Annotated in this window: 13 protein-coding genes, 1 tRNA gene and 1 pseudogene; 13 read left to right on the top strand and 2 right to left on the bottom strand. The window is 62.1% G+C overall.

Annotated features, from left to right (window positions below):
• The first annotated feature begins 129 nt into the window (after positions 1–129).
• The 5 genes and pseudogenes from hrpA (at position 130) to V5B44_RS21485 (ending at position 6984) form a co-directional block, all read left to right on the top strand.
• Positions 130–4061, top strand: a pseudogene (gene hrpA, locus V5B44_RS21505) (ATP-dependent RNA helicase HrpA).
• Between the two features lie 231 nt (positions 4062–4292).
• Positions 4293–4778: a bacterioferritin gene (gene bfr, locus V5B44_RS21500; protein WP_332361098.1), complete on the top strand. Its 486-nt coding sequence runs from the start codon at positions 4293–4295 to the stop codon at positions 4776–4778.
• A 12-nt stretch (positions 4779–4790) separates the two neighbouring features.
• The gene (gene bfr / locus V5B44_RS21495; RefSeq protein WP_332361097.1) at positions 4791–5273 is read left to right on the top strand and encodes a bacterioferritin; all 483 of its coding nucleotides are present in this window, start codon (positions 4791–4793) and stop codon (positions 5271–5273) included.
• Between the two features lie 8 nt (positions 5274–5281).
• On the top strand, positions 5282–5611 hold the full coding sequence (locus V5B44_RS21490) for a (2Fe-2S)-binding protein (protein WP_434735506.1): 330 nt from the start codon (positions 5282–5284) through the stop codon (positions 5609–5611).
• A 203-nt stretch (positions 5612–5814) separates the two neighbouring features.
• On the top strand, positions 5815–6984 hold the full coding sequence (locus tag V5B44_RS21485) for a rhomboid family intramembrane serine protease (RefSeq protein WP_332361096.1): 1170 nt from the start codon (positions 5815–5817) through the stop codon (positions 6982–6984).
• Between the two features lie 130 nt (positions 6985–7114).
• Here V5B44_RS21485 and V5B44_RS21480 read toward each other — a convergent pair whose 3' ends face one another.
• Complete coding sequence (locus V5B44_RS21480; RefSeq protein WP_332361095.1) at positions 7115–8440, bottom strand: hypothetical protein; 1326 nt, start codon at positions 8438–8440, stop codon at positions 7115–7117.
• Between the two features lie 419 nt (positions 8441–8859).
• Here V5B44_RS21480 and V5B44_RS21475 point away from each other — a divergent pair, with 419 nt between their 5' ends.
• Positions 8860–8994 (top strand): hypothetical protein, encoded by a 135-nt coding sequence (locus V5B44_RS21475; protein WP_332361094.1) that lies wholly within the window; start codon positions 8860–8862, stop codon positions 8992–8994.
• Between the two features lie 12 nt (positions 8995–9006).
• Here the strand turns inward: V5B44_RS21475 and V5B44_RS21470 are convergent, their stop codons facing one another.
• Positions 9007–11172, bottom strand: coding sequence for a 3'-5' exonuclease (locus tag V5B44_RS21470; protein ID WP_332361093.1), 2166 nt, complete (start codon positions 11170–11172; stop codon positions 9007–9009).
• 459 nt (positions 11173–11631) lie between these two features.
• Here V5B44_RS21470 and secG point away from each other — a divergent pair, with 459 nt between their 5' ends.
• The 7 genes from secG (at position 11632) to nuoE (ending at position 15422) form a co-directional block, all read left to right on the top strand.
• On the top strand, positions 11632–12003 hold the full coding sequence (gene secG, locus V5B44_RS21465) for a preprotein translocase subunit SecG (protein ID WP_332361092.1): 372 nt from the start codon (positions 11632–11634) through the stop codon (positions 12001–12003).
• 67 nt (positions 12004–12070) lie between these two features.
• A tRNA-Leu gene (locus tag V5B44_RS21460) sits at positions 12071–12155 on the top strand.
• A gap of 59 nt (positions 12156–12214) precedes the next feature.
• Positions 12215–12589 carry an NADH-quinone oxidoreductase subunit A gene (locus V5B44_RS21455; RefSeq protein WP_332361091.1) on the top strand — a complete coding sequence of 125 codons (375 nt, stop codon included), beginning with the start codon at positions 12215–12217 and terminating at the stop codon, positions 12587–12589.
• A gap of 3 nt (positions 12590–12592) precedes the next feature.
• The gene (locus V5B44_RS21450) at positions 12593–13069 is read left to right on the top strand and encodes a NuoB/complex I 20 kDa subunit family protein (protein ID WP_332331874.1); all 477 of its coding nucleotides are present in this window, start codon (positions 12593–12595) and stop codon (positions 13067–13069) included.
• Positions 13070–13097: 28 nt separating this feature from the next.
• Positions 13098–13703: an NADH-quinone oxidoreductase subunit C gene (locus V5B44_RS21445; RefSeq protein ID WP_332361090.1), complete on the top strand. Its 606-nt coding sequence runs from the start codon at positions 13098–13100 to the stop codon at positions 13701–13703.
• The gene (locus tag V5B44_RS21440; RefSeq protein ID WP_332361089.1) at positions 13696–14949 is read left to right on the top strand and encodes an NADH-quinone oxidoreductase subunit D; all 1254 of its coding nucleotides are present in this window, start codon (positions 13696–13698) and stop codon (positions 14947–14949) included. Before V5B44_RS21445 ends, V5B44_RS21440 begins: the two co-directional genes overlap by 8 nt.
• Positions 14949–15422 carry an NADH-quinone oxidoreductase subunit NuoE gene (gene nuoE, locus V5B44_RS21435; RefSeq protein ID WP_332361088.1) on the top strand — a complete coding sequence of 158 codons (474 nt, stop codon included), beginning with the start codon at positions 14949–14951 and terminating at the stop codon, positions 15420–15422. Before V5B44_RS21440 ends, nuoE begins: the two co-directional genes overlap by 1 nt.
• The last annotated feature ends 13 nt before the right edge of the window (positions 15423–15435 follow it).

The following is a 15435-nucleotide window of genomic DNA, read 5'->3' as shown; positions in this document are numbered from 1 at the left end:
GCGTGCCGCGGCGCCCGGATACCCGTGTACCGGGCGCGACCGTGGAGCCTTGCCGCACAGGTCTGGCTCCTGTCGCCCATTTTCTTCAACCGATGATCCTCAGTCCGCTCCCCTTCTCCGCAAGCGCGAATGCCATCCCTGCCGGCTGACCCCTTCGCCGACTGCCTGGCACTCGATCAGCGCCGTTTGCGGTCGATGGCGCGCGACCTGCGGCACGTTTTCGGCAGCAAGCGCGATGCGCTGCAGGCGCAGCGCGACGAGTTGCTCGGCAGATCGCGCGCGGCCGTCGCGGCGCGCCGGGCGCGCCTGCCAAAACCGGAGTTTGCCGACGACCTGCCGGTCAACACTCGCCGCGACGAAATTGCGGCGCTGATCGCCAAGCACCCCGTGGTCATCGTCTGCGGCGAAACCGGCTCGGGCAAGACGACGCAGATCCCGAAGATCTGTCTCGAACTCGGCCGCGGAACGACTGGCCTGATCGGCCACACGCAGCCGCGGCGGATCGCCGCGCGGGCGACGGCGGCGCGCATCGCGCAGGAGCTGCAGAGCGAACCCGGCCGGCTGGTCGGCTACAAGATCCGTTTCAGCGACCGCAGCTCGCCCGATGCCTTCGTCAAGCTGATGACCGACGGCATCCTGCTCGCCGAGACGCAGGGCGACCCCTGGCTCGAACAGTACGACACGCTGATCATCGACGAGGCGCACGAGCGCAGCCTGAACATCGACTTCCTGCTCGGCTATCTCAAGCAGCTGCTGCCGAAGCGGCGCGACCTGAAGCTGATCATCACTTCGGCGACGATCGATGCCGAGCGCTTTTCGCAGCACTTCGGTGGCGCGCCGGTGATCGAGGTTTCGGGCCGGCTGTTTCCGGTCGAGCTGCGTTATCGCCCGTTGCAGAAGGCGCCAGGCGAAGCGGTGGCGAACGCGCCGAGCAGCGCCGCACCGGACGACGAGCGCGATCTCTACGACGCGATTGCCGACGCCTGCGACGAGCTGCATCGCGTCGGGCCGGGCGACGTGCTGGTCTTCCTGCCTGGCGAGCGCGAGATCCGTGACGCGGCCGAAGCGCTGCGCAAGCATCACCCGCCGCACACCGAGATCCTGCCCTTGTTTGCCCGCCTTTCGGCCGAGGAGCAGAGCCGCATCTTCAAGCCGCATGTCGGCCGCCGCATCGTGCTGGCGACCAATGTCGCCGAGACCTCGCTGACCGTGCCGGGAATCCGCTACGTCGTCGATTCGGGGCTGGCGCGCGTCAAGCGTTACTCGTATCGCAACAAGGTCGAACAGTTGCAGATCGAGAAGATCGCCCAGGCTTCGGCCAACCAGCGTTCCGGGCGCTGCGGCCGGGTGGCGGCGGGGGTGTGCATCCGCCTCTACGAAGAGCAGGATTTCGCCCTGCGGCCGGCGTACGCCGACCCGGAGATCGTGCGCTCGTCGCTGGCCGGCGTGATCCTGCGCATGAAGGCGCTGCGTCTGGGCGACGTCGAGGATTTTCCCTTCCTCGAGGCGCCGCCGCGCAAGGCGATCAGCGACGGTTACCAGTTGCTGCTCGAACTCGGTGCGGTGACGGCCGAACATGCGCTGACGCCGACCGGCCAGGAACTGGCGAAGATGCCGCTCGATCCGCGGCTCGGGCGGATGATCGTTGCCGCGCGCGACGAGGGCTGCCTGCGCGAGGTGCTGGTGATCGCCGCCGCATTGTCCGTGCAGGACCCGCGCGAGCGGCCGCAGGAGCGGCAGGGGATGGCCGACGCCGCGCACCGCAAGTTCGCCGACGAGAAGTCGGAGTTTCTTTCCTGGCTCAGGCTCTGGGACTGGTACCAGGCCGAGGTCGAACACCGCAAGTCCCAGCGCAAGCTGGTCGAGGCGTGCCACGAGAATTTCCTCTCGGCGCTGCGCATGCGCGAGTGGCGCGATATCCACAGTCAGTTGCACGCGCTGGCGGCCGAGCACCATTGGCAGGAGAACGCCTTGCCGGCGACCTACGACGCCATCCATCGCGCGCTGCTCGCCGGGCTGCTCGGCAACCTCGGTTGCAAATCCGAAGAGTCGGCGCATTATCTCGGCGCGCGTGGCATCAAGTTCCTGATCCATCCGGGCTCGGCGCTGCAGAAGAAGGCCGGCAAGTGGATCGTCGCCGCCGAGATCAGCGAGACCACGCGCCTGTTCGCGCGCTGCGTCGCGCGCATCGAGCCCGAGTGGCTGGAACGGGTCGGCGCGCATCTCCTCAAGCGCAGCTGGTTCGACCCGCACTGGGAAAAGAAGGCGATGCAGGCGATCGCTTTCGAGCGGATTACCCTGTATGGGATCGTCGTCGATGCCCGCCGGCGGGTGTGAACTTCGGGCCGCTGAATCCGCCGGCGGCGCGCGAGATTTTCATCCGCCAGGCGCTGGTCGGCGGCGAGGTCAGCGAGGAGTTCGAGCGTCGTTGGGGTTTCTACACGCACAACCAAAAGTTGATGCTCGACATCGAAACGCTCGAGCACAAGTCCCGCCGGCCCGACGTGCTGGTCGACGACGAGCTGATTTTTGCCTTCTATGACCGTCTGATCCCGCCGGATCTCTACAGCGGCGCAGCCTTCGACAAGTGGCGGCGCGAGGCCGAGCGCGAGACGCCGCGTCTGCTCTACCTGCAGCGCGAAGACCTGATGCGGCACGAGGCCGCCGGCGTGACCAGCGAGGCCTTTCCGCATCAGCTGCGGCTCGCCGGGGTCGATTACGAGCTGGCCTACCACTTTGAGCCCGGCAGTCCGCGCGATGGCGTGACGCTGACCGTGCCGCTGGCGCAGTTGAACCAGATTCCGGCCGCGCGCTGCGAGTGGCTGGTGCCCGGCCTGCTCAAGGAGAAGGTGGGGCAACTGGTGAAGACGCTGCCGCAGCGGCTGCGCGCCAAGCTGGTGCCGGTGCCAGAATTCGCCGCCGAGTTCGTGGCGCAGGTGCCGCCGGCAGACAAGCCGCTGGTTCTGGCGCTGATCCACTTCATTCTGCAGTCGCGCGGACTCAACGCGCGCGGCTGGGAAATCACCCCCGACGCTTTTCGCCCGGATGCCTTGCCGGCGCACCTGTCGTTCAACTTTCGCCTGGTTGACGAGAACGGGCGGCAGCTCGGGATGAGCCGCCAGCTGAACGAACTGCGCGCCGAGTGGGGGCGCGAAGCCAAGCACGAGTTTTCGGAGCTGCACGAAACGCCGGGCGAGTATGCGGGGATGCGCGACTGGACCTTCGACGAACTGCCCGAGCTGATGGAGGTGAGCGTCGGTAGCGGCCAGCGGGTGCTCGGTTACCCCGGTCTGGTCGACGACGGCGACAGCGTCTCGCTGCGCGTCTACGATACGCCGGCCGAGGCGCAGCAGGCACACCGGGCGGGGTTGCTGCGCCTGTTCATGCTGCAGTTCCGCGAACAACTCAAGTATCTCGAGAAGAACCTGCCCGGGCTCAACCAGATGGCGATGCAGTTCATGGCGCTCGGCACGCTCGATGAACTGCGGCGACAGTTGATCGACCTGAGCTGCGCGCGCGCCTGCCTGGGCGAACCCTGGCCGACCGATGCCGCGGGTTTTCGCACGCGCTGCCTCGAGGCGAAGCCACGGATCGGCCTGCTGGCGCAGGAGATCTGCCGTCTGGTCGGACAGATCCTCAGCGACTGGCAGGCACTGCAGAAGAAGCTGCCGGCCTTCAAGGCCTTTGCCACGACGGTGCAGGACATCGACGGGCAACTGGCGCGGCTCCTCAACCAGCGCTTCATCATCGAGACGCCTTTCGAGCGTCTGCAGCACTATCCGCGCTATCTGCGGGCGATTGCGCTGCGTCTCGACAAGCTGAAAGCGGGCGGTGCGTTGGGCGCGGCGCGTGATGCGCGCCTGCTGGCCGAGCTGGCGCCGCTATGGACCCATTACGAACGCCGTGCCAGTGTGCTTGCCAGGCAGGGCGTCAGCGACGCGCAACTCGAGCAGTTTCGCTGGCTGCTCGAGGAATTGCGCGTCCAGCTGTTCGCCCAGGAACTGCGGACGCCGGTGCCGGTGTCGAGCAAACGCCTGCAGAAGATGTGGGAAGGCTTTTGAGCGAGATGGTGGCGGGAAAACGCGTTGACCGCCGTCTGCCAGTGGCCAGGAAGGCCGGTCGATGAGGTTGAACTGGCCGCGGCGTATGCTGTCAATTGGACGGGACTGGCAGGTATGACGGTCAATGGCTCGACTGCACGCTGCCGGCAGGTTGATGGTTTCCTCCGCCAGCCATTCGGTGTTAATCCTTGCGGTTTCAATCCTTGTTTTCAACAGCTTTCGGAGAGCCTCATGAAGAGCGACGAAAAAATCATCAACATCCTGAACGCCCTTCTGGCCGGGGAATTGTCCGCCGTCGATCAGTACCTCATCCACGGCGAAATGTATGCCGACAGGGGCTTCACCCGACTGGCCGAAAAGGCGCTGCACGAATCCGAACACGAGCGCCAGCACGCCCTGGCGATCATCCAGCGGATTCTCTTTCTCGAAGGCACGCCCGACATGAGCAAGCGGAGCGTACTCAAGATCGGCAGGACCGTGCCTGAGATGCTCCAGTCGGATCTCGACTACGAATACCATGTCGTCGGCGAGCTGAAGAAGGCGATGGCCGCCTGCGAGAAGGCCCAGGATTACGTCACCCGCGATATGCTCGCCATTCAACTCGAAGACACCGAGATGGACCACGCTTATTACCTCGAAAAGCAGTTGCGCCTGATCGAGCTGGTCGGCCTCAAGAACTATCAACAGAGCCAGATCGACTCTGGCAACCCGGCATAGAGAGGCGCAGCGATGAAAGGTGACAAGAGAATTATCGGCGCCCTGAACAAGGTGCTGAAAAACGAACTGACGGCGATCAACCAGTACTTCCTGCACGCCCGCCTGTTCCGCCACTGGGGCCTGGAGAAGCTCAACGACTACCGCTACAAGCAGTCCATCCGGGTCATGAAGGAAGCCGACAAACTGATCGATCGCGTCCTCTTTCTCGAGGGGCTGCCCAACCTGCAGAGCCTTGGCAAGTTGCTGATTGGCGAAAACGTCGTCGAATGTCTGCAGTGCGACCTCAAGTACGAGGGCGAGCTCCAGCGCCCGCTGCTGATCGAGAGTATTGCGCTGTGCGAAGAGCTCCAGGACTACGTCAGCCGTGATCTGCTGGAAGACCTGATCGAACACTGCGAAGAGGCCATCGACTGGCTGGAGACGCAGCACAGCCTGATTGACGACCTGTCGCTGGCAAACTACCTGCAGGCACACATGGATGCAGGCGGCGACTGAAAGCGCCGGTGCGTGACCGCCCGCTCGTTGACCAGCTCTGCGATTTCCTCTTTTCCTGGAGAACTTCCTTGTATGTCTGCGTCTGCATGGCCGTCACCGACCGCCAGATCCGCGAAGCCGCCGCGGCTGGCGCCCGCAACTTGAAAGACCTGCGGCGCGATCTGGGCGTGACCAGCGAATGTGGCAACTGCGCGACCCATGCCCGGCGGTGCCTGGCAGAGGCGAACGAAAGTCAGCGCAAGGCGGCCAAGCCAAAGCGATTGCCAGAGATGGAGATACCGATAAGCGACAGCCGTCATCCCCGCGGAAGCGGGGAGCCACCGTTCGGCCCGTTGTAGAACAGACCCTGGACTGGATCCCCGCGTGGGCGGGAATGGGTGAACTCCCGCCCGCGGAGGACTGCAATCCCGGCTGTCGCCAAGCCCGAAGGCGCTTCGCGACGCCCTTGCGCCCTGCCGCCGAGCGTCTGACCGCCGTGGCATAATCGGCCGATGTTCTTCGCTTTCCCTCTCAACGGCAAGCCGGACTGGCTCAATCCACCGTGGATGACCATCATGCCGGCAGGATCGTGCGTCCCGATCAGGTCGAATACGCCCGGTGGCTTGAACAGCGGACGCGCTTCGACCAGGTGAAGGGGAGCGGTTTCACGGATCGCTGGTCCTCCAATCGCGCCGACTGGCGACCGGTGACCGCGCTGACCGCGACGTTCCTGCACGTTTCGGCAGCTCATCTGATCGGCAACTTGGTGTTCCTTTTCCTGTTCGGCTATACGGTCGAAGTGGCCCTCGGCCGGCGGCGCTACCTGGCCTACTTTCTCCTGGCCGGAATTGGCGCCGATCTGGCCGATCTGGCTGCCCGTTGGAACTCATTTGGCATAAGCATCGGCGCCTCGGGCGCGATCGCCGGCCTGATGGCCATGTACGTGAGCCTCTACGGCCGCCGGCGCATTCGCTTCTTCTACCAGTTCCTGCTCTACTTCGATTACGTCAAGGCGCCAGCGATCATTCTCCTGCCGGTCTGGATCGCCCACGAATTCCTGCAGCAGCAGCTCGACCGTCAGGGTGGCGTGGCTTACATGGCTCATGCCGGCGGCTTCGTCACCGGCGCGCTGCTGATCGCGTGGTACCGGTGGCGTCATCAGGTGACGATGGTCGAGCTGCCGGAAGCGGCCAGGGACGATGGCTTCAACGACGAAAAGGCCAGGGCCGAAGCCCTGATGCGCAAGATGCAACTTGACGCTGCGCGCGCCGCGTATGGCCGTCTGGTCGTCCTGCGTCCGGCTGACCGGGAATCGCTGACGAAATTCTTCAACCTCGCCAAACTGGTACCGGCGGACGAGGATTTTCACCGCGCCGCCCTGCGCATTCTCTCGCTGCGCGAAACGGATGCCGAAACTGACGAGCTGGTGCACGGCTGCTTTGCCACTTACTGGCGTACCGCCAAGCCGCGGCCGCGCCTGGGGCCCGACGTTTGCGCCCGCCTGGGTCAGCGCTTCGCGCGGATGGGCCGGATCGACGACGCGGCACGCCTTGCCGGCCTGCTGCAGCAAGCCGCACCAGCGCACGACGCCCTGCCGGGCTTGTTGCTGGCGCTGATTCATGGCGAACTGCGGCGCGACAAGCGGGCGCAGGCCAACGAGTATGCGGCGATGCTGGACAAGGGATTTCCAGGTTCCAGCGAAGCAAAGATGGCGGCTGGTCTGCTGCGTTAGGTGACTTCGAAAAGCGTGCATTCCGGAATTGCGATACGGCGACTTGCCGCCAACGCAACGCCGTCCCCTTGCAAGGCGCGGGAGACTGATCACGCGCTAATGATCCATCGCTGGCAATCGTCCTGGCCGGTCAGCCGCGACCGGGCTGCAGTTTCTCCAGGGCGGCCAGATAGGGCGCGGCGGCAGCGGTCACCGGATGCTCGGGGTACTTGTGCTGCAGCCCGCGCAGGATGGTCAGCGCGGTAGGATCCCGGCGCAGCAGTTCGCTCATCAGGCGGGCAGAGAGGAAATAGACGCTCGGGATATCCGGGTGGCGCGGGTGTCGCTTGTCAAAGCCACGAACCAGAGCGACCGTGGTGTTGGCATCCCGCCGGCGGAAGGCCGCCTCGGCCAGCGGCAGGACCGCATCCGGCCGTTCGGGCAAGAATGCCGCGTCCACGCCGCGCAGGCGCTTGAGCAGATCCAGGGCCTGCTCGGCCCGTCCCAGGCGGAGCAATAGGTTCAGATAAGCCTGGCCGTGCGCCAGCGCACGTTCCGTCCTGCCCGCTGCCAGCAACAGCGCCTGGTAGCGCTCCTGGATTGCCAGATCCTCCGGATACTGTCGTCGCTGCTCATCGGCAATATCGATCGCCGCATCCAGCTCACCTGTGGCGACCTTGCTCGCGACCGCCTCGGCCATCGGGTCAGCCTGGGCGATGGCTGGCCTGGCCGCGGGATTGCTTGCCGAGCGGGCGAAACTGATCCGGACCCTGAGCCCGAGCGCCTGATGAAAGTGGTAGAGGACGTAACCCATCATGGCGAACATGATCACGGTGAAGTAAAGCACCGTCCAGGTCAGGGCCGGCAAGATCAGCCAGTCAGCGAGCCGGGGGAGGAGCAGGCGCTGGGCGTAGGGTGCGCCCCCGCTGAGCAGAAACAGATAGAACAGCAGCAGCAGATAGGGCTTGCCCACCTGGCGCATGAGGAAAATCCATCGCACCGGATCCAGCGCCTGTCGCAAGCGGTTGGTGATTGACAGGGTCATGACGCTGGCCGGCAGTCCGACGTAGAAGAAAGCGAGCATCGTCCAGTGCAGGGTGGTGCTGACGGCGCCGACGAGAGCGATCAAGGTGCCCCATGTCAGGAAGATGGCGAGCAGATTCCAGGGCAGGTTCTTCCTCTCGGGGCCCGGCTGGAAGGTGGACCGCTCTCTGGCGGTAAGCCGACCCTGCGACACCGCCTCCATGATGCCGAAAGCCTGCCGTAGTCCCGCCAGCCAGACCAGGCCCCCGACCAGCAGAGCATCCAGAGGCGAGGGCAAAGGAGCGATGGGGGCCAACAGGGTGACCAGCGACAGGAGCAGCAGCTTGATCAGCACGTCCGTCTGGAAGGGGAATAGAAAGAACCAGGGCAGGCGTTGCCAGAAAGGGCTGATCGCCCCCGGGTCTTCGTAGATGACGGCTTGTGGTTCTGTCACGACAGGCTCCCCCTGGCACAGCCTGGCGCACGTCCAGGCTCTCGCGGATGGCAAGGATACACCGGCAGGAACGCTTTCCGTCCCCGTGGGCGGTGGGGAAGCGTCGTTGTTGCCTATCTGCACCTGGCCGGCGCAGGTCCATCCCCGCGGGTGCAGGGATGGGGCCGGAAGTCGCCTCCATGAGCCGGCATCACGTCAGGGCGAATCGGGTTTCCGCTTGAACTGCGTGGCGGCAGGAGACCAGCCGGATGAATGAAAAAATCTCACGCATCGCATGAGATTTTATCGTTTGCCGCCACGGGAACAACCACCTAGATTGGCTACCGTATGCTCGGGCAGACAAAACTGCTCAGGCCACACGGAAACAAGGACCGACCTCGGTTGCGACGCGATCGCTTACGTACAAAAGGAGAAGGAAAGTGGAAACGGGCATTCCGGTTTTGGGCGCAGGTATTACCATTCTTTTCATGGTTGCCTGTCTGGCATCACCCGCCGTCGGCATAGTCGTCGACTGGCTGGCTCGTCGTCGTCAGCAAGGCCTCGGGGTAGGATAAGCTGGCATCCTGTCAGTACTTTACGCGCGCAAAGTAGGTTTTTTCGGACGCATCGAGCGCCTGCCGCAGGGTCACGATTCCCATCTGGGCCAGCAAAGGCAGCATCTTGAGGAACACTTCGCCGGTCGTACAGGCATCGCCTAGCGCACTGTGGCGGCCGCTGATTGTGACTCCCAGCCGTTCAGCGATGGGCTCGAGTTGGTGTGAGTCCTGGTTGGCATGCAGCACGGCCGACAGCAGCAGAGTATCGAGCACTGGCTGACTGAAGACCATCCCGGTCTCGGCTTCCTTCAATTGCAGGAAGCGCATGTCGAAGGCAGCATTGTGCGCGACGAGCACGGTATCGCTGCAGAAATCATGGAAGGCCGGCAGGACGATGTCGATCTGCGGCTGTCCATGCACCATGTCATCGGTGATGCCATGGATCCGGATTCCTTCGGGTCGCAGAAAACGCTGCGGATCGACCAGTTGGTCGAAATTCTCGTGCCGCAACAAACGGCCGTTGACGATGCGTATGGCGCCAATCTGAATGATCTCGTCTCCAGCCGCTGGTTCAAGGCCAGTCGTCTCGGTATCGAATACCGTGTAGGTGAGATCGGCTAACGGTCGGTCAAGATCGATGCTTTGATCTCGGAAATGGAACAGGTCGAAATCGTAGTACTCCGGTCGCGTGGCGATGTCACCGATCATCTCGCTTTGCGGCATGGAGTCCGGCGAGGCAACAGGGAGCACGAAGCGAAAGAACGCACGATGCGCAGCCTTTTCACGCTCGTACCAGATCTCGCCGCCGTGGCGGTCAATGACATCGCGTAGTGACAGGGGCGAGCTTTCCTTGGCGAGGTGCATGGCATCGGTTTCCCAGGTGTAGAAGGTTTCCGACGACATGGCGTGCCCGGCCCAGATTAGATCCAGGTAGGCCAGCTTGCCGACAGGCTGTAGCCGGAAGCGCAGTTCCCTGATCTGATAATGATCGACCAGGCGGGATGCCAGGAAACAGATCGAGAACACCAGTGAGAAACTCTCGGCTCGCAGCCAGACGCCCTCGTCGATCTCTTCGGTCTTGGTGGTGAGTTTCAGATCTTCCTCGATACGGCGCTGGGCGGCGGCGATGATATCCATCCCCTGCACGTCTTCCAGCGGCCAACGCGTCTTCAGTGAATCGGCGAATTCGCTCATCGTTTGATCGAGACGCTGGCTCATTCGCACCACTTCGTCGCTGATGATGCTGACGAAGCGCTCGCGTATGTCTGCTTCCATATCCGGATAGTCCATCAGGTTGCCAACGGCCACTCGGATGTTGGCGAGGCTGCCTCGGCTACCATCGGTCAGCGACTGCAGCACCTGATCGCGACGGGATTCCTGCTCCAGGCTGCGGGTAATGTTCTCAACGGTCAGCACGTAGCCGCTCAGCTCGCGCTCGCGCAAAGGATCCCCGGTCGCCAGCACGGGTACCAGTTGAACACGCAGCAGTTGCCCGCCCCGTGCCGTCGTAATGAAGTTCGCGATCGCAGTCGCTGCGCCCTTGAGCAGGCGCTGGCGCACAACCTCCAGCGCGTGGTCGATCTGATTACGTTCAAGAATCGAGAAGATGGAACGGCCAAGGCCAATCAACGCGCCTCCCGCGACGGTCGTGCTGCCTTGCGCCAAGGCACGAAACTGCAGGCGAGCACGGCTGTTGTAGAGCAGAATACGGCCATCGAGATTGCACACGACCACCGCTTGCGCCAACTCAGACATCAGTGCGGCCAAACGGTTTTTTTCTTCCTCTACTGAGGCCTTGGCAGCAGCGATCTGAGCCTCGACATCGTCCATCAGGCCATCCCGCTGCTGGGCCAGATCGTTGGTTGCCTGGGCCAGCAATTGGACTTCGGGCGGCCCCTCCGCGGTGACCCGGAAGTTGCGGTTCGCCGACAGCATCAGGCGCAGGTTCTCCACCATCTTGAGCAATCCCTGGACGTACTGACGGAAGAGGTAACGGATGACCAGCAAACCCAGGACGAAGCCAAAAGTGGTCATCAGGGCGCCAAGCGACAGGTGTGGGAGAATCAACTGGACGAGCAGGGCTTGCTCGTCGGCTTGCGCACCTACCCAGATCAGGAGCGCCGTAATCACGAAGGGTCCGGTCATCAGCAGGCCGAGAATGATGACCGAGATGACAAAACGGGTACGCGCATTCATGTTCAGGAATCTTCAACGATTATCGGTAGCAGGACACGCATGAGGTTCTTCTCCAGGCAGCCGCATTCTACCGGCTATTGTCTCGAAACCCGTGCCCGGTGTGGACCATGCCGGGCAGAACGAGCCGGCACGCGTGCGGGCGCCTCGCGCTGCCACGGCCTGAAGAAAACCAGTTCGGGGGACTCAGCTCGGGCGGTGTCGGTCGGGCCGAGTCAGAAAGGGCTATTGCTGGCGATCAACGCCCGACATCCTGCCTCTGCAAGGGGATCGACGGCGTGAAGGTGGCGACCGTCATTTGACCATAGCAGGTCAAACTGACTATACTGCGGAAGTTTTTTTCGGTGCGCTCGGCGCAGTGAAGGCGATGCACCAGGACTAGGAACAAGCGACCGGATCGCCGTGGCGCGGCTAGGCTCTGAATTCGCGACCTTCCAGGCGCCGGCTCGAATATGAGGGTATATGGACTATCTTTTCTCAGTGGCTCTGATGGTGCACATCGTGGCGGCGATCGGTGTCATCGGTCTTGTCCTGGTGCAGCACGGCAAGGGGGCCGACATGGGTGCCGCTTTTGGTAGCGGCGCTTCGGGCAGTCTTTTTGGTGCCACCGGTTCGGCGAATTTCCTCAGCCGTGCCACGGCCGTACTGGCGACGATATTTTTTGTGACCAGCCTTTCTCTGGCTTATCTTGCCTCCAGCAAACCAAAAACGGCTGGCAGTGTGATGCAGGATGCGATAAAATCAGCGCCGGTTCCAGCACCTGCCACAGGGGGTGTTGACCAGGGAAAAAGCCCCGCGGATCCTGATTCTAAGGCGAAAGATATTCCCAGGTAATTTGGTTTCAAGGCAGGGGCGGGACGGGCAGTATTCCTCGATCGGATCGTCCTCTGTGTATCGCAGTGCCGACGTGGTGAAATTGGTATACACGCTATCTTGAGGGGGTAGTGACTTCGGTCGTATGAGTTCGAGTCTCATCGTCGGCACCAGGAGGAGCCATCCGGTGCGGGTGGCTGTAGTCTGAATTGAAGCGCTTGTGGGGCGGATCATGCTGGAAGGTTATTTCCCGGTATTTGTCTTCATACTGATTGGCGTCGCTTTCGGTATTGCGCCCGTCGTCACTGGTCTGATCGTTGCGCCGCATCGGCCGGACAGCGAAAAGCTTTCTCCCTACGAGTGTGGCTTCGAAGCCTTCGAAGATGCGCGCATGAAGTTCGATGTGCGCTACTACCTGATCGCCATCCTCTTTATCCTGTTCGACCTCGAAGTGGCCTTTCTGCTGCCGTGGGCGACAATCTTCAAGGAAATCGTCCAAACCGATTCGGTGAAGTGGTTTGGCTTCATCGAGATGCTGGTTTTTATCGCCATCCTGGTCGTGGGGTATGTGTACGCCTGGGCCAAGGGCGCTCTGGATTGGGAGTGAGCGATGGGCATTGAGGGGATTCTCCAGGAAGGCTTCGTCACCACGACGGCGGACAAGCTGATCAACTACGTCCGTACCGGGTCGCTGTGGCCGATGAGCTTCGGGCTGGCGTGCTGCGCCATCGAGATGATTCATGCCGGTTGCTCGCGCTATGATCTGGACCGCTTCGGCATCGTCTTTCGTCCCAGCCCGCGGCAGTCTGACGTGATGATTGTCGCCGGGACGCTGACCAACAAGATGGCACCCGCTCTGCGCAAGGTCTACGACCAGATGGCGGAACCGCGATGGGTGGTCTCGATGGGTTCCTGCGCCAATGGCGGTGGTTATTACCACTACGCCTACTCCGTGGTGCGTGGTTGCGACCGGATCGTGCCGGTCGACATCTATGTTCCGGGCTGTCCGCCGACCGCCGAGGCTCTGATCTACGGCTTGATTCAATTGCAGAACAAGATTCGTCGGAACAGCACCATCGCCCGCTGAGCAAACCCAAACCAACCGAGAGTGAGTCATGTCCGCCAAGCTGGAAGCGCTTAGTCATAACCTGCAAAAGCATCTCGGTGATCGAGTGAAGTCCCTGAAGATCGCGCTCGGTGAAGTGACCATCGAGGTCGATGCGGCCGACTACCTCTCCGTGATGCAGACTCTGCGTGACGAGCCCGAGTTGGCGTTCGAAGAGCTGATCGACCTTTGCGGGATCGACTATTCGGTCTATGCCAACGTGCCGCGAGAGGGCAAGCGCTTTGCCGCCGTCAGTCATCTGCTGTCGATTGCTCGGAACTGGCGACTGCGCGTTCGCTGCTTTGCGCCGGATGATGATTTTCCTTCTCTGCCTTCCGTAAGCTCTATCTGGAACAGCGTGAATTGGTTCGAGCGCGAGGCTTTCGACCTGTTCGGGATTGTTTTCCCGGGGCACGAAGACCTGCGTCGGATTCTGACCGACTATGGTTTTGTCGGACATCCGTTCCGCAAGGATTTCCCGATTTCCGGCTATGTCGAAATGCGCTATGACCCGGAACAGCAGCGGGTGACCTATCAGCCGGTGACTATCGAGCCGCGCGAGGTGACGCCGCGGATCGTCCGCGAAGCCACTTACGGGGATGTCGAAAATGCCTGAACTTCGCAACTTTACCCTGAACTTCGGACCGCAGCATCCTGCAGCACATGGCGTGCTGCGGATGGTTCTCGAGCTTGATGGCGAAGTAGTGATGCGCGCCGATCCACATATTGGCTTGCTGCATCGCGCGACCGAAAAGCTGGCCGAGAACAAGACGTGGATCCAGTCGTTGCCGTACATGGACCGCCTCGACTACGTTTCGATGATGTGCAACGAGCACGCCTATTGCATGGCCGTGGAAAAATTGTTGCAGATCGAGGTCCCACTCCGCGCCCAGTACATTCGGGTGATGTTTGACGAAATCACCCGTATCCTCAATCACCTGCTCTGGGTCGGCTGTCATGGTCTCGACGTCGGTGCGATGACCATGGTGCTGTACGCTTTCCGCGAGCGTGAGGATCTGGTCGATGCCTATGAGGCCGTCTCGGGTGCGCGGATGCACGCGGCGTATTATCGGCCGGGTGGCGTCTATCGTGATCTGCCTGACAGCCTGCCGCAGTACCAGGAATCGAAATGGAAGAGTGCTGCGCAGATCAAGCCCTTCAACGAAGCGCGCAGTGGCTCGCTGCTCGACTTCCTCGACGATTTTGTCAGTCGCTTCCCGAAGTTGCTCGACGAGTACGAGACGCTGCTTACTGACAACCGGATCTGGAAGCAGCGATTGGTGGACGTCGGTATCGTCTCGCCAGAGCGCGCTTTGCAGCGCGGTTTCAGCGGACCGATGCTGCGCGGTTCAGGTATTGCCTGGGATCTGCGCAAGAAGCAGCCCTACGAAGTGTATGACCGGCTGGACTTCGATATCCCGGTGGGTGTCACCGGCGATTCCTACGATCGCTATCTGGTCCGCATGGAAGAAATGCGGCAGTCGAATCGCATCGTCAAGCAGTGTATCGACTGGCTGCGGCAGAACCCGGGGCCCGTGATGTCGGACAACCACAAGGTTGCGCCACCGGATCGCGAAGCCATGAAGTCAAACATGGAAGAGCTTATTCACCACTTCAAGCTGTGCACCGAAGGTATCCACGTACCCGAGGGCGAAGCCTATGCAGCGGTTGAGCACCCGAAGGGAGAGTTTGGCATCTATCTGATGTCGGACGGGGCCAACAAGCCATATCGCCTGAAGATCCGCGCTCCGGGTTACGTGCACCTTTCGGCCATGGATGAGATGGTGCGGGGCCACATGCTGGCCGACGTGGTGACGATCATAGGTTCCCAGGACGTTGTTTTTGGCGAGATTGACCGCTGATGCTGACTTCAGAATCCCTTGCGAGAATTGATCGCGAAATTGCCAAGTACCCGGCTGACCAAAGGCAGTCGGCGGTCATGGCGGCCCTTGCCATTGCGCAGGAACAGCAGGGCTGGCTGTCGAGCGAAGCCATCGAGTCGGTGGCCAACTACCTCGGCATGGAACCGATTGCCGCCTACGAGGTGGCCAGCTTCTATAACATGTATGACCTGAAACCGGTCGGCAAGTACAAGGTCTCGGTGTGCACCAACCTGCCGTGCATGCTGAGCGGCGGCGTCGATGCCGGTGACTATCTGAAGAAAAAGTTGGGCATCGGATATAACGAAACGACGCCCGACGGCCTGATCACCCTCAAGGAAGGCGAGTGTATGGGCGCCTGCGGTGATGCGCCGGTGATGATCGTCAACAACCGTCGCATGTGCAGCTGGATGCAACCCGAGCAAATCGACAAACTGCTGGCGGAGCTCAAGTAATGGCGATCCTCGG

The sequence above is a fragment of the Candidatus Accumulibacter necessarius genome, from assembly GCF_036625085.1.
This window is presented reverse-complemented; position numbering and strand designations above follow the sequence as displayed.